The following is a 24,145-nucleotide window of genomic DNA, read 5'->3' on the forward strand; positions in this document are numbered from 1 at the left end:
TATCGTAACTTGGCAGCACCCGGTACAAAAGCAGAAATTTTCCCAGGGATAACTTGGTCAAGTCGTTCAGAAAATCATTCATATCACGGTAATCGTTTCGGGGCAGAATGCGAGCCAAGCTCGTCCAGGATGTCCCGAGCTTTCGCCGAAGTGATCTCAACGCTCGCGTGCTCGGCGAATTCAAGCGGCGTGAGGTCAACAACGACCTCAGCCTCCGTGTTGAGGAAGTAGCTTCCCGGGAAGGTTTCCACGCCCGCGAGGTCGTTCGGCAAGGCGATCTGAACGACCGTGGAGCCGCCGACCTCCGTCACCCATCACGGACACCAGGGCTCGCCACCTGGCCGGGGAATAGCTCGAAGACTACTGCGGTTCAGGCACACCTGCCTCGAGCACCGCAAGGTCGCGCGCCGCGTAACGGTGGTGCTCGCCTTCTTCTTTCAGCACTACCTTGAGACAGCGGCGCACGACGTACTCCGTGTCGGGATACGGGTGCGCCGGCTTGCGACCGCACACCCGGTCGAGCTCGGCCGGAGTGAGCCCTTCGACGACACGCCGCATCACGGCCATGCGGGCCAGCCGTGGCGCGAGCACCTCGTCGAGCGACGGGGTGGCGTCAAGGTCCAGGCCCAGCTTCGCCGCCGCGTCGGGCGGCATCCCCCCGGCGGGCAGGCCCCACGGGTGGTAGGGCGCTTCCTCCTCGAGCACGGCGTTGCCGAGCCAGGCATCGCACGCGAACAGCAGATGCCGTTGCGTCTCGACAAACGACCACTCGCCCGCCACCCGCTCGTGCAGTCTGGCCTCGGGCAACAGCCTCGCCCGGTCAAGCGTCGCGCCCCACAGGGCCTCGATCGCGTCCCACGCAGCCCCGTAGTCCGCGGGGGATGCCGCGTCCCGCGCCAGCACCCGCACGGGGTGCCGGCGGTCGAGTTCCGCCTCGACGTAGGCGGTCACGTCGACATCGTTGACGACCAGGCGCTCGAAGTCACCACCGAGATAGACGTCCCTGCCGTAGCAGTCGACGATCTTCAGGCCATTCACCTCGCAATCGCGGATCTCGAGGCCGGCGAGATTGCACAGGCGGATACGAGCACCACGGAATTGATCGCTCTGGGCGTACTCGGAAACCATCGAAGCAGTCTCGCCCACCCGCCCCGCCCCCGCCACACTCGGCAGCGGCCTGGCCATCGACTCGATGCGAAAGGCGGGGCCAGCGTGAGTCCGCGGCAAGGCGCTGTCGCGACGCACAACGTGCAGACCTCGTGATGACCGGGCGCAGCTCGCCGTCCAGCTCAACGTGCAAGTTCTCGACTTCCAGCAGGTGATTGAGCCCGTCTCGCACCTTGTCTGCTGACTCTCGGTCGTGAGGGTATTGGCGAGGGTCGGTCAGCCGCCTGAGTACTTGTTCGATGGCGTCGGGTTCATCGCGGCGGTGCCGGCCCCTACGTTCCAAGGACCGCAGAGAGTTACGTCGAACGCCGGGTCACCGGACTTCCATGGTTTCCCGCCGTGCCTGGACCTACTGTCGAGAATGGAGCTTCCTGCCCTGCCTCAGGCAGGACGGGCGGACGGACACCTCGATGAGGAGGAACCGCATGACGTTGTACACCGACATCCCGACCCGCTCCGAGATCGACGCGCTCTGGCAGGCCGAAGCTCCGGCCGCCGTGTCGATCTACCTGCAGACCGAGCCCACGTCACCGGGCGAGGCGGAGCGGATCGCCTCCAAGAACGGAGTCCGGGAAGCGCTGGCACAGCTCGGCGACGTGGACCAGCACGACCTCGCGGCACTGGAAGAACAACTCGCCGTGCTGGAGGACGAGGACTCCGGGGTCTTCTGGCGGCACCAGGCGCGCAGCCTCGCCGTGTTCGCGACGCCGACCTCGCTGCACAGCTTTCGGCTGCCCAACCGCCTCACGCCGGCCGCAGTCGGAGCCACACGGTTCTTCGTCAAACCGCTGATGCGCGCAGTGACCTTCCCGCAGACCGCGTTCGTGCTGGCGCTCGCCCAGGGTTCGGCGCGGGTGCTGGAAACCGTGCCCGACGCTCCGCCGCGTGAGATACGCGTGCCGGGCATGCCCGCGGACGTGGCGTCCGCCGTCGGCAAGGCATCCGTCAAGGACCGCGCACCGAGCCGCCGGGTGCAGGGCGCGGAGGGACAGAAACTGCGCATGGCGCAGTTCTCCCGGCTGGTCGACGGCGCGCTGCGCGAGGTGCTGCCCGGCCACGGCGTGCCGCTCGTCCTCGCCGCTACGGAGCCGCTCGACAGCATCTTCCGCGTGCACTGCGGCTACCCCGACCTGGTGCCCCACAGCGTGCCCGGCAACCCGGAGGACCGCGGTGACGGCGAGCTGGTCACCGAAGCCCGCGCGGTCCTCGACCGTTGGTACGCCGCGCGGCTCGACGAAGAGAAAAGCACCTTCGACGAACGCTTCGGGCAGGGTCGCACCTCGACCGACCTCGCCGACCTGGCCCGCTTCGCCACGCGCGGCGCCGTGCACACGCTGTTCGTGGACATAGACGCCACCGTCCCCGGCGAGGTCGACGACTCGGGCGAGGTGACCTTCGGAGCTCCCGGCCCCGTCGATCTCGTCGACGAGATCGCGCGCCGGGCCTGGCTGTCGGGCGCCTACCTGCTCGCCGTCCGCCACGAGGACGTCCCGCGCGGCGGCGACGTCGCCGCGACCTTGAGATACGCGCCGACGGCGTGATCGCGGACCCCTCGACCTGCGCGGTTGACCACCCGGAGCAGCGAGTACAGCCGGTGAACGGGCGCGTCGCGAGCCGCTGGGTTCCAAACTCGATACCTCGCCGATGCCGTGTACCAGCAGCTCATCAACGACACGCCCCACACGGCCGAACACGTTGCGTCAAACCAACCGCCGCTTGACACCAGACCCCAGGTGCTCCTCATTCCGAGATCGTCACCCTCGTGTCGTTCGTGTTCGCAACCTCGCAGAACCACCACCGAGACCACCGCTGACACATCACCCTTCCCAGGTGAGAAACGCCCCGCCACGCGCCCGGGCCCGGGGTCTTGGCGCGTGGCTGCGGAAACGGATGTCGCACAAGAGGATGGGGGCGGAGGGACACAGCTCGAGGTCTCCACCCTCCCGGACGAGGTCACGCCGACGAAGCCGGCGCAGACTTGGCGAAAGGAGGTGCATGAGCACGTGACAAACTCGGCTCCGCTGGTTCGCGCGCTGCGCAGGCGAGTCGAGGCCGCGCTGCGAGTCGTAGCCGAGGACCAGCTACCCGACCGAGCCGCCGCACTGACCTACTTCGGCCTGCTGGCGATCTTCCCGGCGCTCATCGTGCTGGTCGCAATTCTCGAGCTGACCCTGCGCTCCACTCCCGACACCGACGTCGTCGTCGATGGTTTTGTCGAGCTGCTGCCGGCCGGCGCCGCCGGGGTGGGCCCGGTTCTGCGCGACGCCCTGCGCGACCACACCGCGGCCGGAACTGTCGTGGGGGTCGGACTGGTCGCGAGCGTGTGGGCGGTCTCGGGCTACGTCGCCGCCTGCCAACGCGCGATCGGCGGGATTCGCGGCGTGCCGGACACCCGACTGCCCTGGGTCGCCAAGCTCTCGCGGCTTCCGCTGACTCTCCTGATGCTCGCCCTGCTGGCCGGGATCACTCTCGCGCTGCTGGCCGGCGGTCCGCTCGGCGCCGCCCTCGAGCGGGCGGTCGGGCTGCCCGACCTGGTCGCGGGCCTTTGGCACGTACTGCGCTGGCCGCTGTTGTTCGCAGTGCTCCTGATCTTCTTCGGGCTGCTGCAGCGAGGACTGCCCGCCGCCCCGGGAGCCCCGCGCGGGCGAGCCAAATGGGTGAGTCGGGGCGGCGTTGTCGGCGTGCTCCTCTGGCTCGCCGGATCCGGCGCGTTCTCCTGGTACAACGCGAACTTCGCCGCCGGTGGCTACGGCGCGCTCGGCACTGTGGTGATCTTTCTCGCGTGGCTGTGGGTGGGCCACTTCGCCCTGCTGATCGGTGTGGAGATCGACCTCCGGTCAGTCAGGTGCACCACCAAAAAATGAGCCTCAAACTCCGCCGGCTCGATCACGCCCTGACCAACCCAGCAGCGCTCAACGCAAGTACGGTGCGCAGCTACGCAGGGAAGGTGCGCTCGTTGGCCAGGATCAACCGGTAGTCCGCGCTACTCACCTTCGGTGTACCCCGCGCAGGCACACCCGTTCATCCGGGGGTCTTCTTGGCAGTTCGCCACTGGCGCAAGATCCGCCGACCGTCGTTGTGCGTACCGGCCACCCGATCCAACTCGGCTCCATTCGGAGTCCGACCGCCGGCTGCTTCACGCCGGTGGTGCTCCCACATCCGCTGCTCGGCCGTCATCCCGCCCGCTGTGGACGGATGCGACACGGAGTGCGAGCCGACGATCTCGGCGGTTTCGTGACCCGTCCTTTGTGGCGAGCCCGAGACCGCGTTCGCTCCACTCTCGGCGTGCGGAAGCCGTCTCGGAGCCAGTCTCGACCGCTGTCCGGCGCTTCCGTGCGCCGTCGAGCAGCTCGACTGCCATCAGCAACACCGACGGAGGACAAGCAGCCACTGTCACCTGAAGCGGGCTCAGCGTCGTCACCGAGCAGATGTTGGCCACCAGCGACAAGCAGATGCCGAACACGAACGCCGGCCACGCCACCCAACAACCCTCGGCCGAGCACCCACGGCGCTGACGCGGCGTCACCCGTCGATCAGGACAGCGTTCCGTCGCTGGCCGGCCGCAAGCGAGGGATCAGGCGTTTCGGCCGGACCCCTCGCTTCCGGCTACGCGCCGAAGGTTTTCGTCGGGGGGTGGGTGGAAAGGGCGGCCTGGTTGAAGGTAACGGCCATGCCGTGGCCGCGCAGGTGGGAAGCGGGCTGGTCGATCTTCCACCCGTCGACGCGGATGCCGAGGGACGGGTGGCGGCGGGTTTGGTCGGCGGTCAGTTGCGTGTGGACGGTGGTCGACTCGCCGGGGGCCAGGTTGAGGTAGTTGTCGCTGAAGGTGGCGGGCAGGATGCGGTCGCCGGTGTGGGTGTCGTAGGCCTGCAGGTGCAGCATGAGGGCCACGGAGTGGCCGGTGTTGGTGACCTCCGCGGTCAGGGTGAGCTCGTCGCGGTCGCGCCGGGCGTCGGCGGTGATGGAGACGGCGGGGGCGGGAGCGGTGTCCAGGCTTGCGAATCCCGTGGGGCGCGCCGGGTTCTCGAGCCAGGAGAAGGTGCGGACCAGTTCCGTACCGTGCTGGTCCTTGAGGGACAGGCGGACGAAGGCGACGTCGTCGGGGGTGGCGGCGAGCTGGGGCGCGAGGGTGCCGATGACGGTGTGGTCGGAGGCGGCCGCGGCGGGCACGCGCAGGGAAGTCTGGGCGAACACCGTGCCGTTCAGGGCGTAGAGCGTGGCGTCGACGGTGCCGCGCACGGCCGACCGGGTGTGGTTGGCCACCACCACGTCGAGGGTCTGGCGGTCGAGGATCACGTTGACCCGCCGGCAGGCGTGCTGGACCGCGTAGAACGCCGAGTGCGCCTCGAGGTCGTGGGTGTACATCTGCCAGACGAAGCTGGGCTGCGCGGGGTTGGTCATCCACATGATGACGCCGGTGCGCGGGTACGGCTTGCCCGGCGACGCGCTGATCATGTTCGCGGCGTGCGCCTCGTAGATCGCCCTGATGCACTCGTAGTTCATCAGCTGCGACTTGCGCGCGAAGTCCGGGAGGTTCAGCACCTCGCCGTACCGCTGCGCGATGAGCGCCAGGTACCCGGCGCCGCCGCCGTTGCCGCCGTTGCCGTTGACGTCGCGGTCGGCCCAGAAGTCGTCCGGGTGTTCCCACGACGACTCGGGGAGCATCTTGCGGATGAACTCCAGCGTCGGGATCGAGTACGAGCCGACCTCGTTGTGGAACGGGGGCCACTTCGTGCCGTCGTTGAGCGAAAAGTGGGTGCCGGGGGTGACCCAGTGGTACGGACCGCCGGAGCTGTATCCACCGATGGGGTCCTGGCCGGTGTCGCCGGCCGAGCTGGTCAGCGCCGCGCGTTTCGGGTCGAGCTCGGCCACCAGCGCGTCCAGGCCGTCGACGAGCGGCTGCGGCGGCGGGCCTTCGTTGCCACCGCACCAGAGCAGGATCGACGGGTGGTTGCGGAACCGCACGATGCAATCGCGGATGTTGTCCAGGTCGCGCGCGACGTCTGCGGGCGGCGGGCCTTCGGTCGAGCAGAAGAAGTCCTGCCACACCAGAATGCCGTACTCGTCGCACGCCTCGAAGAAGTCTTCGGTGCTGCTTTGGCCGTTCCAGTTGCGGATCAGGTTGAGGTTGGCGTCGCGGTGCAGCCGCACCTGGTCGCGCAGCCGTTGCCGCGGAATGCGTTTGAGCGCCTCGTCCAGGCCCCAGTTGCCGCCCATCACCAGGATCGGCTGGTTGTTGACGGTGATGGCCAGACCGTCGACGGTCGCGCCGGACGGCGACTCGACCGGCTTGGTGTACTCGATCCGCCGTACCCCGAAGTCCACCGTCCGCTCGTCGCAGACCTCACGGCCGGACTCCACCGCGATCGTGAGCCGATAACGGTGGGGGTCGCCGTACCCGTTGGGCCACCACAGCTTCGGGCGGTCCAGGCGCAGGCAGGCGAGGTCTTTCGACGTCAGCGTGATCGTGGACGCCCCGGCCGGCACGGTCACGGTCCGCTCGAAGTCGTGACCGTCGAGGGATCCCTTCAGCACCACGGGTTTTGCGGTGCCGAACGCGCTGTCGAGGGCGAGCTCGACCGTGACGTCGGCGGTGCGCAGATCGGCCGACAGCGTCGGATCGACGTGCACGTCGGTCAACCGGACCGGGCCGGTGGTGGACCAGGTGACCGGCTGCCAGATGCCCAGGTCCCGGTCCGGGATGGTCGGCAGCCAGTCCCAGCCCGCCGTGCAGAAGAACGTCGGCCCGTTCTTCAAGGTGATCCCGGTCTTGCCCCCGTTGCGCCCGCCGCGCGTCACCCCGCTGGCGTAGCTCGGCAGCGACGGCGGGTCGACGTAGTCCAGCTTGCCGACCAGCACCGCCAGGTACGCGGTGCCTTTCGCGTTCGTGATGATGTCCGTGACGTCGAAGACACTCCGCTTGAACGCACCCGCGACGGTGCCGACTTCGGTGCCGTTGAGCCAGACGGTCCCCAGGTAGTTGATGCCGTCGAACTGCAGCCAGAACCGCTGGCCCGGAATCAGCCGCGGCACGGCGAACGCGACGCGGTACCAGTAGCCGGTGTCCTTGAGGGTGTCCGGGACCGTGTCGGTCACGATGTGGCCGTACAGCGGATCGGGGTACTCGCCGTTGGCGATCATGCTCGTGAGCGGCGTCCCCGGCACGACGGCCGGCTTCAGGCCCGCGAGCTGCTGGGCACTGGCGAACCGGTCCCCGGTTGCCGCTGTCGCGTCGGCCGCGGTGAAGGTCCAGCCGCCGGTGATCTCGTGGCCGTCGAGGTGAAGGGGCCGGCCACCGGCCGTGCCGTCCGGGGCCGCGTCGGCGATGCCCGACAGGCCGAGCGCGCCGAGCGCGCCACCACCGGCGATCGCGATCCCACCGGACAGAAACCGCCTGCGATTCAGCTGGGTCACGTCGCTCCCGATCCGTGTCTGACAACGTTGTCACGCTCAGTGCGACTTCTATGATCGACGGGCCGGGATCCCTTTGTCAATCCGACTTTGGGAGGTGCCGGGCCTGTAGCTGCTTGCGCTCCGCGGTGTAGTGCCACCACGGTCGGGCCGGCCGCCCGGCGGCTTGGTCCGCAACGGACAAAACCGTGTCGAGCAGGCACGGGTCGAGCCGTTCACCGGCCGCCGCGGACATCCGCTCGTACAGCTCGACCGGGTCCTGGTTCGCCAGCTGCGTGATCCGGGTGATGCCGATGCTCTCGAAGTAGCCCGCAACGGCGGGGCCGACGTTGGCCAGTGTGGTGAGGCCGGATTCCTTGTGCGAGCTCATCGGGGTGCCTCCTTTTCCGATTCCCAGGCCGTTTTGTCGAGGACGCCGGCCAGCAGGCCGATCTGCTCGGGTGATCCCGAGCACGGGAACAGCACCAGATCGTCGGCTCCGGCCTCCGAAAGCCGGCCGATCTCCTCGCGCAGGCGGGGTTCGTCGGTGATGACGTCGAGACGGACGCGGGGCAAGAACTCGGCCCCGTAGTAGTGCGCCACATACGATTCGGCCGTTTCCGCCGCGCGCGGCCCCAGGCAGAAGTAGCGCTCGACGACGATCCGCGGTCGCCCCTCGCGGCCGGCTCGGCCCCACTCCCGCCGGACCGTCGCCACCCCTTCGTTCAAGACCTCCAGCCCGAAGGACGGCGCCACCCAGCCGTCGGCCAACCGCGCGGCCCGGACGAAACCGGCGGGCACGACCCCGGCGAGCAAAACCTGCGGACGGCCTGGTGGCAGGCCGGGGATCGGCCCGCAGGCCCCGGACAGCTCGCCGCGCCACACCTGCCGCATCGTGTCCAAAGTGGACTCGAACAGGGCGCCCCGCTTCGTCATTTCGACGCCGCTCGCGTGGTAGTCCTCCGGCCAGCCGCCCATCCCGAGCCCGACGGTGAGCCGCCCTCCGGAAAGGCGTTCGACCGAATCGATCTGCTTCGCCAGGACGACCGGATTGCGGCGATAACCGGTGTTCAGCACCGTGGTCAGCAGCTCCACGCGCTCCGTGCACGCCGCAGCGGCGGCCAGTGCCACCAGCGGGTCCAGGTTGTCGTACACCAACCGGTCGAGCACACCCAGCGAACGGAAGCCCCGCTCCTCGCTCTCGGCGGCCCACCGTCCGATCCCCGCGGCGTCCGTCCCCGGCACCGCGGCGGGCAGTCCGATCCCGATCCGCACCCGTCTCTCCTCCGTCGGCGTTCGTTCCCTCGCCGCCAACGTAAGCGGGGAGGGCCGGCCGGATCTTGAACAGATCGGACACCCACACGACGGGCCTTGCCATGCCACAGCAGCAGGGCGCGCAACGGCTCGTCCGCCGGGACGACGGGTTACGAGTTCAGCAACCGCACCGTGAGCGGGCGGGCCGTCGGTTGTGCGGGCGTCCGCACGGTCACGGTTTTCGTCGCGGGGTCCCAGGTCCACGTGTTCGCGGCGCTGCGGTGGCCGTCGACGAGCACGGCCGACGGAGCCTTGGCGGCGGTGAACCGCACGGTCCAGGTGCGCTGCGCCGGCCGGCCCGGGTACGAGCCGTGCATGGCGTCGATCGCGAGTGTCGCCGAGTGGGGGTCCTCGGTGTAGGTCAGGCGGGTGGTGGCGCCCTTGGCCGAGGGTGACTGCCCGTCGTCCTCGTAGAGGGTGAAGGTGCCCTGGTGGCCGCCGGCCACGGTGGCCGTGGTGGCGGTCAGGGGGTGGCCCTGGTCGCCGGTGACGTCGGCGCTGCGGGTGACCATGATGCCGCCCGAGCGCAGGAACACCGGCATGGTGTCCCAGCCCGTGGTGATCTGCGCGGTGGTCCCGCCGTGGTAGGTCTTGCCCGTGAAGTAGTCGGTCCAGTCGCTGCCGGGCGGGAACCACACGCTCGTGGTGGCGGTGGTGCCGGGGCTCGTCACGGGAGCGACCAGCACGTCCGGCCCGTACAGGTACTCGCCGCCTGCCTGGGCGTAGGCCTCCTGCTGCCCGGGGTACTGCAGGTACAGCGGACGCACGATCGGCAGCCCCGTGGCGGTGGCCTGCTGCGCGAGCGTGTACGTGTAGGGCACGAGGTCCTCGCGCAGGTTCAGGAACTTCGTCGCCGACGTGTCCGCGGCGGCCCCGTACTGCCACGGCAACCGGTCGCTGTGGTTGGAGTGCAGGCGGTCGATCGGCTGGAACGTGCCGAGCTGCACCCAGCGCGCGTACAGGTCGTCCGGCAGCTTCGTGCTGCCCGGCTCGCTGCCCGGTTCCTGCAGGCCCCCGGTGTGGCCGCCGATGTCGTGGCTCACCGAAGCCAGCCCCGTCGCCGCGGACTCGCCGGGCGTGTAGCCGACCTCGAATCCCAGCGTGGCCCAGTCGGAAATGGTGTCACCGGTGAAGTGCAGCGTGGTGCGCTTGTCGGCCCAGGGCCCCGTGGGCACCGCGGTGGGCGAGCTGTAGCCACCGGCCTGCAGTGAGCCGTACGCGCGGGAGAACGCGAACCCGCGGCCGACGGTCTTCGCCGCGTCGTCGGCGTACTGCTGGTTGATCCACGAGTCCGGGGTGACGCCGGCGAGGCCGGAGCTCGACCCGTCGCAGCACCAGTCGAGCCACCAGAGGTCGTTGCCCTGCTGCTCCATCGGCCGGTGCAGGTCGAAGTAGGCGCGCAGCTGGTCCGGGTCGCCGAAGTCGAACACGTAGCAGTCGGTGCCGCCACCGCCGCAGCTGCCGGGCTTCAGCTTGCCCTTCGCGGTCGCTTGCGCCGCGGCGAACTGCGGGTCGGAGGCGAGGATGCTCGGGTGGACGTTCAGCGCGGTGTGCAGGCCCTGATCGTGCGCCCACTGGAAGAACGCCGCCGGGTCGGGGAAACGGGCCGGGTCGATCTCCCAGCCGTTCCACTTGTTCGGCGTCTTGAAGTCGGTGTCGACCACGAGCATGTCCAGCGGCACGTTCTCCGACCGGAACTTCGGCAGGATGGTCTGCTCGAAGTCCGCGGCGGTGCGGTCGTAGTACTCGGAGTACCAGACGCCGTACGACCAGCGGGGCAGCAGCAGCGACGGCCCGGTCAGCTGGGACAGCTCCCGCAACGCGCGGGTGTAGTCCTGGCCGTAGGCGAACACGTATCCGTCCTGGTAGGCCTGGCCGCCGTGCGCCTGGCGCTGGGTGACGACCTTGGTACGCGGGTCATACAGCGCCGAAGCGGTGTCGTCGAGCAGCGACCAGCCGTCCTGGTAAAGGATTCCCGGGGCGGTGACCGCGGTGCCGTCCACGCCGTCGAGCCCGCGCCGGTAGCCGCCGAGAGCCGCGTGCGGGGCGAGCAGCGGCGCATGGGGCTTCGTGATCGCGACGGTGTCGATGTTGAGGTGGCAGTTCGTCGAGTCGGGGCAGGCCAGCGTCACGGTGTCGGTGCCCGCCGCCAGCTTGACCGGGACGGCCGTGGTCCGCCACGAGTTCCAGCTGCTCGTCGCCGGCAGCGTGAGGCTGGTCGGTGCGGCGTCGCCCACCCGGACCGACAACGTGGTGGGCTGGTTCTGGCCGGAGACGGCGGTCGCGTCGGCGTAGCGCAGTTGCAGGTCGTACGAGCCGTTCGCGGGCACGCCGGTCACCGTGAGCGCGCTGGACGCGTCCGCCCGCTCCATGCCCGCGAGGAAGCCCTTGCCGGAGTAGCCGTCGTGGTCGCTCGCCGCGTGCGCGCCGCCGGCCAGGGCGCCCTGGTCGGCTTCGCAGAGCGCGCCGAAAGCACAGGGCGTGGGTGCGGGCGGGACGGGCTGCGGGTACGCGGCGCCTGCCGTGACCACGGCGAGGCTGTCGATGTTGACGTTGCCCGAGTCGGTGGCGCCACGCTCGATGCTGACCTGGTGCTCGCCCGCGGGCAGCGTCACCGGCACGGTGGCGAGGGTCCAGGTGTCCCAGTCGGCGGTGGGCGGCAACGACACCTGGTGCGGATCGCCGCCGTCCACGAGGACGGTGAGCGTGCGCGTGGTGTGCTGGCCGTCGCCGCCGGATCCGTTGGCGTACCGAAGATCCAGCTGGTAGTCGCCGGCCTTCGCGGCGGTCGTGCGGAACGCCAGGGCGTCGCCGGCGTTGGCGAAGCCCGCGGCGAACCCGGCGCCGGTGTAACCACGGTGGTCGTCGGCCGCGCCCGGCCCGGACAGCTGCAGATCCTCGGCCTCGCACAGGGCGCCGAACGCGCAGGCCGGGGTCAGTTTGCCTGCCCAGGGGCGGGCTGTGACGTCCTGGCCGCCCGTGCGCAGCTCGACGGTGAGGTTGTCGTCGGAGAACGCGCCCGAGCCGAGCTTGTAGCGCAGCTGGACGGAACTGGTCCGGATGGTCAGCCAGCCGTCACGTTTCGTTGCGGTGTAAGGGGTCCGGGCGAAACTGCCGCGGCCGACCGCGTTGAACGTGCCGGCGTCGACGAAGGCGGAGTCGCCCGCATACTCCGTCCGGATGAGCGTCGGCGAGAGGACCTCGAACCGTGCCTGCCCGGCGGTCACGGTTTGCGCGGCGAGCGCGGAAACCGGTGTGGCGCCGGCGGACGCTCCCGTGGACACCAGCGTGCCCGCCAGACACACGACGGCCAGCAGCCGCACCAGAAATCGTCGCCGGACCGATGTCGACCGCCTGGTCACCGTTGCCTCCTAGAGATCCCCGGCGACGGTACTTCGGGAAGGATCAAGGCTGAAGACGCGGGCCTGAGCCTGTCCGGTGGTCTGTCCTGTCGGGCACCGGCAGACTCCGCGCGGACGAACAACCCGCGGGCGCGTCGGCATCACGGTACGGCCGTTCGGAGCCGTAGCAGGTGATGCGCTCCGCGGGCATGAGGAACCAGTGCCGTTCGAGGCACCGGACTTTCACGTGCGGAACGCCGGAGAGCCGGGACGCCCATTCGATCGTGGCGACGTTCCCGCACTCGGGGCAGGACACGAGTTCGATCGCTGTGCGCTCGTGTTGGTCGCCGTCGGGGTCGGTCATCGGGAGGTGCTTCCCGGATCGAGGCTGCGATTTCTTGTCCATGCCGGGTAGACGAACTGCTGCGCGGGAACGTGAGGTCCGGTTCGAACGACCAAGCCGGGTCTGCGAGGCCCGTTCCTCGCGCAGTGCGATGTGTCCGGCGTCATGCGTTCCCGGCCACGTGCCAGGAGGCGCCGTCCGCGGTGGCGCCGGTGAGGCCGTGCAGGTGGGCGAGGCCGACGAGCGCGAGGGTGCGCGGATCGCCGATTCCGGCGGTCGCCAGTGTGCGGGCCGGGGTCCAGGGGGTCGACCACAAGAGGCGCCGGGTCATCTGGGCCCAGCCGGTGGCCGGTCCGGTCATGAGCCACAGGTCGGGGTCGGCCGCGGCGAATCGGGAGGCCGGGCGCAGCCAGGACGCTGCGGTTTCGGGCCAGGTGACGGTGCCGAGCGTCCGGCCGCCGGCGTGGGCCCAGGCGGATTCGACCGCGCGGGCGGTCGCGAGGGCGCGGGCGGTGCGGCCGGAGCCGATCGTGATGTCGCGGGCGCCGCGGGCAAGGGCGAGCCGGACGAGAGCGTCGACCTCGGCGTCGGTGGCCGTCAGGTCCGCGTCGTAGGTGGCGGGCTTCGTCAGCAAAGGGCTTTCGCCGCTCATGCCGCGTCGTGGAAGACGAGGGCGAGGGTGTGCCGTTCGCCCGACCTGATGGCGGACACGCCGTGGCGGACCGGCGCCGCCGACCAGCCGCGGGCGGATTCGACCGGCCGGTCGCGGGTGGTGAACAGGTAGCCGTGACCGTGCGGCAGCAGGGTGGCCGTGCCCCGGGACTGGGCGCGCGGGCGCTGTTCCAGCAGCAGGAACTCCCCGCCGGTGTGGTCCACGCCCGGCTCGTTGAGGTTGATCACGACCTGCAACGGGAACACGAGGTCGCCGTACAGGTCGCGGTGGAGGGCGTTCCAGTCCTTCTCGGCGTAGCGGAGCAGGATCGCGGTGGACTTCGCCTGGCCGGCGTCGTGGCACATCCGGAGCCACTCGTCGAGGGTGTCCGGCCAGGGCGCGGGCCGGCCGAGCTTGGTCCACCAGTCGCGGGCGATCGGCAGCAGGCGCGGGTACAACGCCTGCTTGAGCCGCTCGATCGGCTCCGGGTACGGCGCGTGGAAGTACCGGTACTCGCCCCGGCCGAAGCGGTGCCGGCCCATGTCGACGGTGCTGCGGAACAGGTCGTCCCGCGCGTACAGCCCCCTGATCTCCTCGGTCTCCTCCGGGGCCAGCAGCCGGGGCAGCAGGGCCCCGCCGTACTCGTCGACCTCGGCGGTGATCGCCGGCCAGTCCCCCGACTCGACGCGGTCGCGCCAGCGATCCACGGTCGCTTGCCGTGCAGCGTTCATGCAATCTCCAGGTTCACGAATGCCGGACACTCCTCTACCTGGTAGACGGCGGCCGAGGGTAAAACGTGAGATGGCCTCCGCCGGCGATTTGCGGTGGCCCCGGCGTACAGCGTGAGCCGGTCGGGATTGCGGCGAGTGGGGTGTCTGCGAGCGGAGGCGCTACGGGCCGCCGGGGCCCTTGCCTTTGCCCTTGGCCTTCTCTTCGGGTTTGCCTCTGGCTTTGCCGCCCGCGGCTGGCGTCTTGGGAAGAGCGCCCGGGCCTCGCGCAGCGACGGGGATCGGCCGCGACGGGGCGGGGTTGTGCGGTACCGCCGCCGGGACGGCGGAGGTAGGTGGCTTCGCGGAGGCGGCGGTTGACGGCGCCGGCGCAGCGGGAAGTTGGGCGGCAGGTGCGGGGCCGGGCGCGTCCGGTCCCGTGAGCGCCACAGCGAGGACGGCTGCCGTCGTGACGGCCGCGATGCCTCCGAACGCGGCCAGCAGCCTCGGGCGAAGCCTGCGGGCCACGGCCGGTGGCCGAACCGGCGCAACCGCGGTAACGGGCTGACGAAGCAGCTGCAGGGCCTCAACCGCCGTGGGGCGGTGCGCGGGCTCCCGGGCCGTCATCCGCTCGAGCGCGTGCGCCAACGGTGCGGGCAACCCGGCGGGAATGCGCGGCGGCCGGTGCAGCCGCGCCATCGCCGATTCGGCCATCGTGCCAGGGTATTCGCGTTGTCCCGTAAGGCATTCCAGCAGGATGAGACCCAGCGCGTAGACATCGGCGGCGGGTCCGGCCGGCTCGCCGACGACCTGCTCGGGCGCGAGGTACGCGGCCGTGCCCGTGACGAACCCCGTGCCGGTGATGCTGGTCGAGCCGAGCTCGTGCGCGATGCCGAAATCGCTGATCAACGGGCCGTCCGGGCCGAGCAGGATGTTGGCGGGCTTGAGGTCCCGATGCACGACGCGCCGGGCGTGGATGTGCGCGACCGTCTCGACGAGCCGCACCGCCAGATCGGTCACCTGATCGGCCGGCAGGGGCCCGGAAAACAGGCGCTCCGCCAGGTTTTCGCCGTCCACGAGCTGCATCACGAGAAACGGGCGGCCACCGTCCGTCCCGCTGTCGAGCACGGCCACCACCCGCGGGTGGTCGATGCCGGCCTGGATCGTCCGCTCCCGCACGCGGCGCACCTGCTCCACCGCGACCGATTGCCGGTCGTACACCTTGACCGCGACCTCGCGGCCGAGCCTGCGGTCCACCGCCCGGTAGACGCGCGCCGTGCCTCCGCTGCCGATCAGCCGCTCCACGTCGTAGCGCCCGGCGATCGAGTGCGGCGGATCCTCGGGCACCTCCCACGGCAGCACCTGGGCGCCCAGGGTGAACCGAGGATCGGTGACGCCACTGGCGTCGCTCCCGCGTCCGTCCGTCATCGGCCGACACCCCCGTCCTCTCGGTGACCGCCCAAGTACCCCCGCGGAACCACCCGCCAAACACCGGACCGGAAACCGAGACCATCCGCACGTCAGCGCTCCTCGACCACCTCCGGTACCCGGACCTGGCCGAAGACCGTGCGGTGGCGTAGGCGGAAGCCGAGGGACTCGTACAGCCGGATCGCGTTGTGGTTGTGGGCCGCCGCGTGCAGGAAGGGGGTTTCGCCGCGGTCGCGGATGCCGGCGGCGACGGCCAGGACGAGGCGGGTGGCCAGGCCACGACCCCGGTGGTCGGGGTCGGTGCAGACGGCGCTGATCTCGGTCCAGCCGGGCGGGTGCAGGCGTTCCCCGGCCATCGCGATGAGAGCGCCGCGGTGGCGCAGGCCGAGATAGGTACCGAGCAGGACGGTGCGGGGCAGGAACGGGCCCGGCCGGGTGCGGGCGACCAGGTCGAGCATTTCCGGCACGTCGGCTTCCGTCAGCCGCACGGCCTCGGGATCCGGCGCGGCCGCCACGCCGTGGTCCACGAGCTGCACGCCCGCGGCCTCGCGCAGGACCTCCCAGCCGGGTGGCGGCGTGCCGGCCCGCGCGAGCAGCGGCACCACCGCGCCGGGGCCGGCGAGCGCGGCGAGGTCGTCCCACACCGGGCCGCGCGCCGCGGGATCGACGGCGAGGAACGGGGCCACGTCGACCGGATAGCGCACGAGGCGGCCGCGGCGTTCGGCGAAGTGCGCGTGCGGGCCGGTGAGCGAGGCCCACGCGGGGTCGTCCAGAACAGCAGTGGGTTCGGTGGTGCTCGTTTCGGTCACGAGTTGTCCAGCGGGAGTCCGGGCGGGTTGACCGCGGCCTTTTCGACGGCTTCGTTCTCGAGCCCGTACGCGGCGAGCCACTGCTTGTACTGGCCGTGCTGGATGAGGTAGTCGATGGCCTCCGACAACGCCTCGACGAGCCCGTTGCCCTTCTTGGTGGTGGCCGCGATCAGGCCCTGCAGCGTCGCGCCGGCCCCGGAGTACTTGCCTGCGCTGCGCGTGGGGTTGGGCGTGCTCGCGGTTTGCGCGGCGTGGTAGGCGATGCCGGGGTTGGGGGCGAAGTAGGCGTCGATGCGGCCGGAGTCCAGCGCGAGGTAGGTGCTGTTCTTGTCGGCGAAGTTCCGCACGTCCAGCTTCCTGCCCTCGGCCTGTAGCCGGTTCTTCCACTCCAGCAGGATCTTCTCCTGGTTGGTGCCGGAGTCGACGGCGACGGTCTTGCCGGCGAGGCTCTCGTAGGTGCCGTCGAAGTTCCACGTGCTGGTGCGCTTGACCTCGAAGCCCAGGTTGTCCTCGCGGTAGGCGGCGAAGTCGAAGCCCTGCTGCTTGCGCTGCTCGGTCACGGTGACGTTGGAGAACCCCGCGTCGAACTGGCCGCTTTGCAGGCGTACGAACAGGTTCTGCCAAGACGCGTTCTGCACGTCGGGCTCGAGCCCCAGCACGCCGGCCACCAGGCGGCCGAGGTCGGGCTCGGCGCCGGTGAGGGTCCGCTGGTCGGTGCCGACGTAGGCCAGCGGCGGGAAACCCGAGGGCAGCGCGCCGACGCCGATCACGAGCTTGCCGCGGTCGAGGATCGCTTTCGGCACCTTCGCGCGGATCTCGGCGACGGTCGGCACGGTCAGCGTCACCGGGTGCTCGTCGCTGGTGTTGGCGGCGACGTTCACGGTGTGCGTGCCGTCCGGGTTCGTCGCGGCCTGGGTGCTGCCGCCGCACGCGCCGGCGAACAGGGCGACGACGGTGACGGCGGCGAGGGGCAGCAAAGAGCGGCGTCTCATGGGATTCCTGCGCTTTCGGTGCGGGTGACCCTCCCGAGGAACTCCCGGGTGCGGTCGTGACGGGGACGGTCGAGGACCTGCTCGGGCGGGCCCTCTTCGACGACGCGGCCGGCGTCGAGGAACACGACGTGGCCGGCGATTTCGCGGGCGAAGCGGATCTCGTGGGTGACGACGATCAACGTCGTCCCGGAGCGGGCGAGGTCCCGGATCACCGAGAGCACCTCGCCGACGAGTTCGGGATCGAGCGCCGAGGTGGGCTCGTCGAGCAGGATCAGCTTCGGCTCCAGCGCGAGCGCGCGGGCGATCGCGACCCGCTGCTGCTGCCCGCCGGAAAGCTGACGCGGGTAGGCGGTTTCCTTGTCCGCCAAGCCGACGCGGGCCAGCAGCTCGCGCGCCCGGGCCTGCGCCGTCGCCCGCGCGACGCGCTGGGTGACGACCGGGGCTTCGATGACGTTGTCGAGAATCGTCAGGTGCGGGAACAGGTTGAAGTGCTGGAACACGAACCCGATCCGCGAACGCCGGCGCAGGATCGCGCGTTCGCTCAGCTCCTTGAACCGGTCGCCGTGCACCCGCACACCGACCAGCTCGCCGCCGATGCTCACGTAGCCGCTGTCGAGGCGCTCCAGGTGGTTGATCGCCCGCAACAGCGTCGATTTCCCGGACCCGGACGGACCGAGCAGCACCGTCACCTCGCCCGCGGGCGCGGTGAGGTCGACGTCGTCGAGGACCCGGATGCCGTCGTAGGACTTCACCGCGTTGCGCACGCGCACTTCGCTCACCGGGCCACCCCCAGCGAGCGGAGCCGGCGCCGGAACCGCTGCACCGGCGTCGGCGGCACCGTCCGCAGCGCGCCGCGGGAGAAGTAGCGCTCGACGTAGTACTGCACCACCGACAGCACGCTCGTGAGGATCACGTACCAGACCGTGCCGACCAGCAGCAGCGGGATGATCTGGCCGCTGTTGGTGCTCGCCTGCGTCTCGACCACGCCGAACAGCTCCAGCAACGACGTGATGTACACGACCGACGTGCCTTTCAGCAGGCCGATCAGCTGGTTCGCGTACGCGGGCACGATGGCGCGCGTGGCCTGCGGCAGGATGATCCGCCGGTACTGGCGCCACCGCGGCAAGCCCAGCGCGGCAGCCGCCTCCAGCTGCCCCTGGTCCACCGACAGCACGCCGGAGCGAACGATCTCCGCGGCGTACGCGGCTTCGTTGAGGCTCAGCCCGAGCACGGCCACGACGAAGAAGCTCAACAGGTCCGTCGCGCTGAACTGCAGGAACGACGGTCCGAACGGGATGCCGAGGCTCAGGGTGCTGTAGAGCGCCGTGACGTTGGCCAGGAACAGCAGCAGCACGATCAGCGGGATCGACCGGAAGATCCAGACGTAGGCCCAGGAAACGGCCTGCAGCAACGGGTTTCGCGACAGCCGCATCAACGCCAGCACGATGCCGCCCACCAGGCCGAACACCGCGGCCAGCCCGGTCAGCTCCAGCGTGAGCACCAGCCCGTCGAGGATCACCGGCCGGAAGAACCAGTAGCCGAACACGTTCCACTGGAACACCGGGTTCGTCACCAGCGCGTGGACGAGCTGCGCCAGCAACACCAGCACCACCGCGGCGGCGATCCAGCGGCCCGGCCTGCGCAACGGCAGCACGCGCCGCGCGGCGAACTCACGAAGGCGGGCTTCGTCGACCGGTGGTCCGGATGACGAGGTTTCGAGGCGAGTGACCGGAGGAGAGCTCACGAGTGACTCCAGAGGGGAAGGGGAAAGCGTGCTGCCGCCGATCACTCTGACCCGGTCGCCGCACCCCTGTCGAGCACCGGCTCGACACTCTCACATGATGAACTTGGCCCGTGACAAAGGTTTCGGTGCAAATGTCCCGAGTGGACACTTGCCGAGACCGGGCGGGGCCGGATGGTCATGCCGAACACCGCCCTCTGCCCGGCAGGCAACCGGGCAGAGGGCGGAGCGCACTGTCCACAGTAGATCTTGCCGGCGCGGTCAGCTGGCCTCCGCGACCGGCAGAGCTCCTTCCCCTCGCCGGGCCGGAGGCAGGTCCAGGTGCTCACGCAGCGTCGTGCCGGTGTACTCGGTGCGGTACAGACCGCGTTCCTGCAGCGCGGGGATGAGGGAGCCGACGATGTCGTCGAGGCCGTCGGGCACCAGGTAGGGCGAGACGTTGAAGCCGTCCAGCGCACCCTCCCGGACGAAGCGGGCGAACTTCTCCGCCAGCCCGGCCGGAGTGCCGACGTGGCTGCGAGCGCGCTGCCCAAGCTCGATGACGGTCTGCCGCAACGACCAGCCGTGGGCGGCGGCCTCCTCGCGCCACCGCGCGACGGTCGCGCGCGAGTCGGCCACGCGGGCGGCACCGAAGGCGCCGCTGCTGTCCTGCTCGCGGGGTTCGAGGTCGGGCAACGGCCCGTCGGGGTCGTAGGCCGACAGGTCGACGTTCCACAGCAACGTCGCCTGCGCCAGTGCGGTACCGGGCGTGATCTGCTGCTGCCGCACCCAGCGCGCCTTCTCCTCGGCTTCCGCCTCGGTGTCGCCGAGGATGATGGACGCGCCGGGCAGGATGCGCAGGTCCTCGGGAGTCCGGCCGGCGGCGGTGAGGCGGCGGCGGATGTCGCCGGCGAACGCGAGCGCGTCGTCGAAATCGTAGCCGTGGGCGGAGAAGATCACATCGGCGTTGCGGGCGGCGAAGTCGCGCCCCTCCGACGAGTCGCCGGCCTGGAAGATCACCGGGTGGCCCTGGCTGCTGCGCGGCAAGCCGCCGGTGAGCTCGAGGTCGACGAGGTCGCCGTGGCGGACGACGGGCGCGATCGAGCCGTCCCGCGCCCACGACTCGGCGCCGGTCGAGGTGGAAAGGGCGTCGTCGGCCCAGGCGTCCCAGAGCGCCCGTGCGGCGCCGAGCACTTCTTCGGCACGCCGGTACCGGTCGGCGTGGTCGAGGTAGCCGCCGCGGCGGAAGTTCTCGCCCGTCCACGCGTTGTCGGTCGTGACGACGTTCCAGCCGGCGCGCCCGCCCGAGAGCAGGTCGAGCCCGGCGAAGCGGCGGGCCAGGTCGGCCGGGTCGTTGTAGGTGACGTTCGACGTCGAGACCAAACCGATGTGCCGGGTGGCCGCGGCCAGCGCGGACAGCTGGGTGATGGCCTCGGGCCGGCCGGCCACGTCGAGGTCGTGCACCAGGCCGTTGATTTCGCGCAGACGCAGTCCTTCGCCGAGGAAGAAGGCGTCGAACAGGCCGCGCTCGGCGGTCAGCGCGACCTGGCGGTAGGACTCGGGCGCGATCTGCGAGCCGCTGCGCGGGTCGGTCCAGATCGTCCAGTGGTTGACGCCCTGGAAGAACACCCCGAAGTGCAGCTTCGCGTGCGGGCGGGGAACGTCGTGCGGATCGGTGCGGGTCATCGGCTCAACCTCCGGTGGTGGCGAACGGGTTGGTGGCCGCGGCGAGACCGAGCGTCGACCGCAGCCACTGTCCGGGAACGGGTGCCGCGGCGAGACGTTCGGCGCGCAGCCGCGGCAGGACCGACCTCGCCAGCGTGGGCAGGTCCTCGTCGAGGACAAGCGGGTGCAGGCGCACGCCGTCGACAGTGCGGGCCAGGTCGGCCAGCAGCCGCACGAACCCCGGTGCGTCGCCGACGAAACGCAGGCGCCCGCGATCGGCCCAGGGGGCGTGCCGCGCCAGGTCCGCGACCCGCTCGGCCCCGCTGTGCGCCTCGGTGTCCAGAGCGACCTCGACCTCGGCGAACCGGAGCGGTGCGGCACTGGCCAGGCTCGACGCCGCGGCCACCGCGGTGAGGTCCCGGCCGGAGATCAGGGCGACGTCGGCGTCCGCCGGATCGACCAGCTCCGGCGCGGCGAACACGACCGGGTTGCCCTGCGGCGGTCGCGGCACGATCGCCGGTCCCTTGACCGAGTACGTCTCACCCACGAAGTCGATGTAGTGCACGCGATCGCGGTCCAGGTAACGGCTCGTGGTCACGTCGCGGACCACCGCGTCGTCCTCCCACGAGTCCCACAGCGCGCGCACCACGCGCAGGGCGTCGGCGGCCTCGCGCCGCAGCGCGGCCTCCCCCGTCACGGCAGGACGGTCCCAGGCGAGCGCGGCCGCCGGGTTCTCGGTGCTGCCCACGACCCATCCCGCCCGGCCGTGGCCGAGGTGGTCCAACGCCGCGAGGGCGGACGAGACGTGGAACGGTTCCGTGTAGGTCATCGACACGACCGGCACGAGCCCCAGCACACTCGTCACCTCGGCGAGGAACGCGGCGCGCTCCAGCGACCCGATGCGGCCCGCGGGCTCCGGCGCGGGTCCCGGCAGCAGGTCGTCCTCCAGCGTCACCGCGGTGAAGCCGGAGCGCTCGACGGTCTCGCCGAGTGCGCGCAGCCGCCCGGGATCGAAGTGCCCGGACGGTGGATGCGCCGCCCTGCGCCACGCCGCGGGATGCGCTCCCGCGCCGTCGATCTCCAGTGCCACCGCGAGGGATGTCATGGCCCGTCTCCTCTGTCACGTGCGCCGCGCGCACCATCTGCCGGACGGCGTCTGCAGCCGCTGCGGCGCTCGGGGTATTCCGGGTTTCACGGGGTAGGACGGGCCTGGCGAACAAACTGCCGATCCCGTCCGACGCATTCGGTCGGCCCGCGAAACCGCACCCGACGAGGCGGGCGAGGCGTAGCAGCCACGCGGAATCGGCTCCCCTGTGGACAGTCCCGGTGAGGTCGGCCGGATGAACCGGCAGGTCCCTGCTGCCACCCCCGTCGCACGACGATTGTCAGCACCGGCGTGCAGGTGAGGCCAGCCCGTCCACGGAGCGAAACCCTTGCCGGACAAAGTGAAGGGCCGCACAAAGACCGGGAAGGGTCCAGGATCCGGGAATCGGCTCCGTCCGCGGAGTTTCGGCCTAGCGTGGCCGGGTGTCTCGAAACCTTTCGGTCAAGCACACCCTCACGGTCGTCGGGCATGTCGCCTGACGCCGCCCGAACCGGGGCGCCCGACCTCCCGTTGTCGGTCCTGGACCTCGTTCCCGTGAGCGAGGGCTCGACCGCGACGCAGGCCGTGCGCAACGCGATCGACCTCGCCCGCCACGCCGAACGGCTCGGCTACCGCCGGTACTGGCTCGCCGAGCACCACCTCAACGAAGGCGTCGCGGGATCGTCGCCGCCGGTCCTGGCCGCGCTGCTCGCGTCCGCGACAGAACGCATCCGCGTCGGATCGGCCGGAGTGCAGCTCGGCCACCGGACGCCGCTGTCGGCCGTGGAGGAGTTCGGCCTCGTCGACGCGCTGCACCCCGGCCGCCTCGACCTCGGGCTCGGGCGCAGCGGCAAGCAGCTGATCCGTGAGCGCGCCTCCGCGCCCGAGCACCGGCCCGCCGCGCACCACAACGGCGGCGTGCTCATCCCCCGGCCCCCGGATCTCGGCAACCTCCGGCGCTCGGCCCGGCTCGCCGTGACGTTCGCCCTGCTCCAGCAGCCGGGCGCCGAAGCCCCGGACTACGGCGAGCAGGTCGACGACCTGCTCGCACTGCTGGACGGGACTTATCGCTCGGCCGAGGGCGTGGCGGCGCACGCGGTTCCCGGCGAAGGCGCCGACGTCGAAGTCTGGGTCCTGGGCAGCAGCGGCGGGCAGAGCGCCCGGGTGGCCGGCAGCCGCGGGCTGCGCTTCGCGGCCAACTACCACGTGAGCCCCGCGACGGTGCTCGACGCGGTCGAGGGCTACCGCGCGGCCTTCCGCCCGTCGGCGCACCTTTCGCGGCCCTACGTCGCCGTCTCGGCCGACGTCGTCGTGGCCGACACCGACGACCACGCCCGCCACCTCGCGGCCGGCTACGGCCTCTGGGTCCTCGGCATCCGCCGCGGCGAAGGCGCCATCCCCTTCCCCACCCCCGAACAGGCCGCCGCGCACACGTGGACCGCCGAGGACCGGGCGCTCGTCGCCGACCGGGTCGACACCCAGATCGTCGGCTCACCCGCCACGGTCGTCGCGCAGCTGCGCCGCCTCCAGCAGGCGACCGGCGCGGACGAACTGGCCGTCACCACGATCACCCACGACCCCGCCGACCGCCTTCGCTCCTACGAACTCCTCGCCACCGAATGGAGGACGAGCACAGGTTGAGCTGAGTCTGTCGGCACCCGCGCCGGTTTCGGCGTGGGATCGTTTCGCCGAGCGCTCGGCTGTCCCCCGCGTATCCTGGAGGACTCCCCTGTTCCTGGACCTTCGCCGGAGACGGAGCAGACCCATGGATGAGCACTCCACCACGGCAACCCGAACGCTGGCCGGGCGGGAACGGCAGCTGGCCCGCGCGTTCGTCGCCCTCGCCGACACGCTGGTCGCCGATTTCGATGTCGTCGACTTCCTCGGGATGCTGACCGGGCAGGTCGTCGACCTGGTCGACGTCGCGGCGGCGGGGGTGATCCTCCGCGGTGGCCAAGATCGGCTGCAGGTGGCGGCGACGTCGTCGCACCGGGCGGAGCTGCTGGAGCTGTTCGCGGTGCAGACCGACGACGGGCCGTGCGTGGACTGCGTCCGGACGGGCGAGCCGGTTTCGAGTCCCGACCTGCAGGCCTCGGCCCTCCGCTGGCCGCGGTTCGCCGCCGCGGCGCGCGAATGCGGGTTCCGGTCCGCCCACGCGCTGCCGATGCGGCTGCGGGACGACGTCCTCGGGGGCCTGACGCTGCTGGGCACCGAGCCGCGTGGCGTGGGGGCCGATGACCTCGCCCTGGCGCAGGCCCTGGCCGATGTGGCGACGATCGGGATCCTTCAGCAGCGCACCATCGAACACGGTGACCAGCTGTCGGCCCAGCTGCAGACCGCGTTGAACAGCCGGGTGCTGATCGAGCAGGCCAAGGGCGTGCTGGCCGAGCACGGCGGGATGTCGATGGACGAGGCGTTCGGCCACCTGCGCGGCTACGCGCGGGCCCATCACCGCCGGCTCACCGAGCTCGCGGCCGAGGTCGTCGGCGGCGGCGTCGACCTCGACGTCATCCTGCGCCAGCACCCGGCCTGA

At 70.9% G+C, this 24,145-nt stretch carries 19 protein-coding genes; 4 read left to right on the forward strand and 15 right to left on the reverse strand.

Annotated elements, in window-relative coordinates:
- Positions 1–83: 83 nt before the first annotated feature.
- Positions 84–311, reverse strand: coding sequence for a hypothetical protein (locus AB0878_RS26230; RefSeq protein WP_366582883.1), 228 nt, complete (start codon positions 309–311; stop codon positions 84–86).
- 49 nt (positions 312–360) lie between these two features.
- Positions 361–1,128 (reverse strand): DinB family protein, encoded by a 768-nt coding sequence (locus AB0878_RS26235; protein WP_366582884.1) that lies wholly within the window; start codon positions 1,126–1,128, stop codon positions 361–363.
- A gap of 464 nt (positions 1,129–1,592) precedes the next feature.
- Here AB0878_RS26235 and AB0878_RS26240 point away from each other — a divergent pair, with 464 nt between their 5' ends.
- Together AB0878_RS26240 and AB0878_RS26245 are read left to right on the forward strand one after the other, a co-directional pair.
- Positions 1,593–2,708 (forward strand): hypothetical protein, encoded by a 1,116-nt coding sequence (locus AB0878_RS26240; protein ID WP_366582885.1) that lies wholly within the window; start codon positions 1,593–1,595, stop codon positions 2,706–2,708.
- Positions 2,709–3,170: 462 nt separating this feature from the next.
- A complete protein-coding gene (locus AB0878_RS26245; RefSeq protein WP_366582886.1) occupies positions 3,171–4,031 on the forward strand; it encodes a YihY/virulence factor BrkB family protein in 861 nt (286 codons plus the stop codon).
- A 742-nt stretch (positions 4,032–4,773) separates the two neighbouring features.
- Here AB0878_RS26245 and AB0878_RS26250 read toward each other — a convergent pair.
- From AB0878_RS26250 to AB0878_RS26310, 13 genes are all read right to left on the reverse strand, one after another.
- Entirely contained in the window at positions 4,774–7,581 is a 2,808-nt protein-coding gene (locus AB0878_RS26250) for a sugar-binding domain-containing protein (protein WP_366582887.1), read from the reverse strand.
- A 76-nt stretch (positions 7,582–7,657) separates the two neighbouring features.
- Positions 7,658–7,948, reverse strand: a complete 291-nt coding sequence (locus AB0878_RS26255; RefSeq protein WP_366582888.1) for a helix-hairpin-helix domain-containing protein — start codon at positions 7,946–7,948, stop codon at positions 7,658–7,660.
- The gene (locus AB0878_RS26260; protein WP_366582889.1) at positions 7,945–8,832 is read right to left on the reverse strand and encodes an LLM class flavin-dependent oxidoreductase; all 888 of its coding nucleotides are present in this window, start codon (positions 8,830–8,832) and stop codon (positions 7,945–7,947) included. Before AB0878_RS26260 ends, AB0878_RS26255 begins: the two co-directional genes overlap by 4 nt.
- A 149-nt stretch (positions 8,833–8,981) precedes the next feature.
- Positions 8,982–12,233: a TIM-barrel domain-containing protein gene (locus tag AB0878_RS26265; protein WP_366582890.1), complete on the reverse strand. Its 3,252-nt coding sequence runs from the start codon at positions 12,231–12,233 to the stop codon at positions 8,982–8,984.
- A gap of 485 nt (positions 12,234–12,718) precedes the next feature.
- Positions 12,719–13,207 (reverse strand): hypothetical protein, encoded by a 489-nt coding sequence (locus tag AB0878_RS26270; RefSeq protein ID WP_366582891.1) that lies wholly within the window; start codon positions 13,205–13,207, stop codon positions 12,719–12,721.
- Complete coding sequence (locus AB0878_RS26275) at positions 13,204–13,938, reverse strand: 2OG-Fe(II) oxygenase (RefSeq protein WP_366582892.1); 735 nt, start codon at positions 13,936–13,938, stop codon at positions 13,204–13,206. Before AB0878_RS26275 ends, AB0878_RS26270 begins: the two co-directional genes overlap by 4 nt.
- A gap of 159 nt (positions 13,939–14,097) precedes the next feature.
- Positions 14,098–15,276 (reverse strand): serine/threonine-protein kinase, encoded by a 1,179-nt coding sequence (locus tag AB0878_RS26280; RefSeq protein WP_366582893.1) that lies wholly within the window; start codon positions 15,274–15,276, stop codon positions 14,098–14,100.
- A 158-nt stretch (positions 15,277–15,434) separates the two neighbouring features.
- Positions 15,435–16,151, reverse strand: a complete 717-nt coding sequence (locus tag AB0878_RS26285; RefSeq protein WP_366582894.1) for a GNAT family N-acetyltransferase — start codon at positions 16,149–16,151, stop codon at positions 15,435–15,437.
- A complete protein-coding gene (locus tag AB0878_RS26290) occupies positions 16,148–17,143 on the reverse strand; it encodes a transporter substrate-binding domain-containing protein (RefSeq protein WP_366582895.1) in 996 nt (331 codons plus the stop codon). Before AB0878_RS26290 ends, AB0878_RS26285 begins: the two co-directional genes overlap by 4 nt.
- Positions 17,140–17,913, reverse strand: coding sequence for an amino acid ABC transporter ATP-binding protein (locus tag AB0878_RS26295; protein WP_366582992.1), 774 nt, complete (start codon positions 17,911–17,913; stop codon positions 17,140–17,142). The genes AB0878_RS26290 and AB0878_RS26295 overlap by 4 nt, the downstream gene beginning before the upstream one ends.
- 5 nt (positions 17,914–17,918) lie before the next feature.
- Positions 17,919–18,887: an amino acid ABC transporter permease gene (locus AB0878_RS26300; RefSeq protein WP_366582896.1), complete on the reverse strand. Its 969-nt coding sequence runs from the start codon at positions 18,885–18,887 to the stop codon at positions 17,919–17,921.
- Positions 18,888–19,145: 258 nt separating this feature from the next.
- Positions 19,146–20,549, reverse strand: a complete 1,404-nt coding sequence (locus tag AB0878_RS26305) for an NtaA/DmoA family FMN-dependent monooxygenase (protein WP_366582897.1) — start codon at positions 20,547–20,549, stop codon at positions 19,146–19,148.
- Between the two features lie 4 nt (positions 20,550–20,553).
- A complete protein-coding gene (locus AB0878_RS26310; protein WP_366582898.1) occupies positions 20,554–21,633 on the reverse strand; it encodes an LLM class flavin-dependent oxidoreductase in 1,080 nt (359 codons plus the stop codon).
- A 468-nt stretch (positions 21,634–22,101) separates the two neighbouring features.
- Between AB0878_RS26310 and AB0878_RS26315 the strand changes: the two genes are divergently transcribed.
- Both AB0878_RS26315 and AB0878_RS26320 read left to right on the forward strand, forming a co-directional pair.
- Positions 22,102–23,253, forward strand: coding sequence for an MsnO8 family LLM class oxidoreductase (locus tag AB0878_RS26315; RefSeq protein ID WP_366582899.1), 1,152 nt, complete (start codon positions 22,102–22,104; stop codon positions 23,251–23,253).
- Positions 23,254–23,377: 124 nt separating this feature from the next.
- Complete coding sequence (locus AB0878_RS26320) at positions 23,378–24,145, forward strand: GAF and ANTAR domain-containing protein (RefSeq protein WP_366582900.1); 768 nt, start codon at positions 23,378–23,380, stop codon at positions 24,143–24,145.

Source organism: Amycolatopsis sp. NPDC047767, from assembly GCF_040704195.1.
In the GTDB taxonomy this organism is placed as follows: domain Bacteria; phylum Actinomycetota; class Actinomycetes; order Mycobacteriales; family Pseudonocardiaceae; genus Amycolatopsis.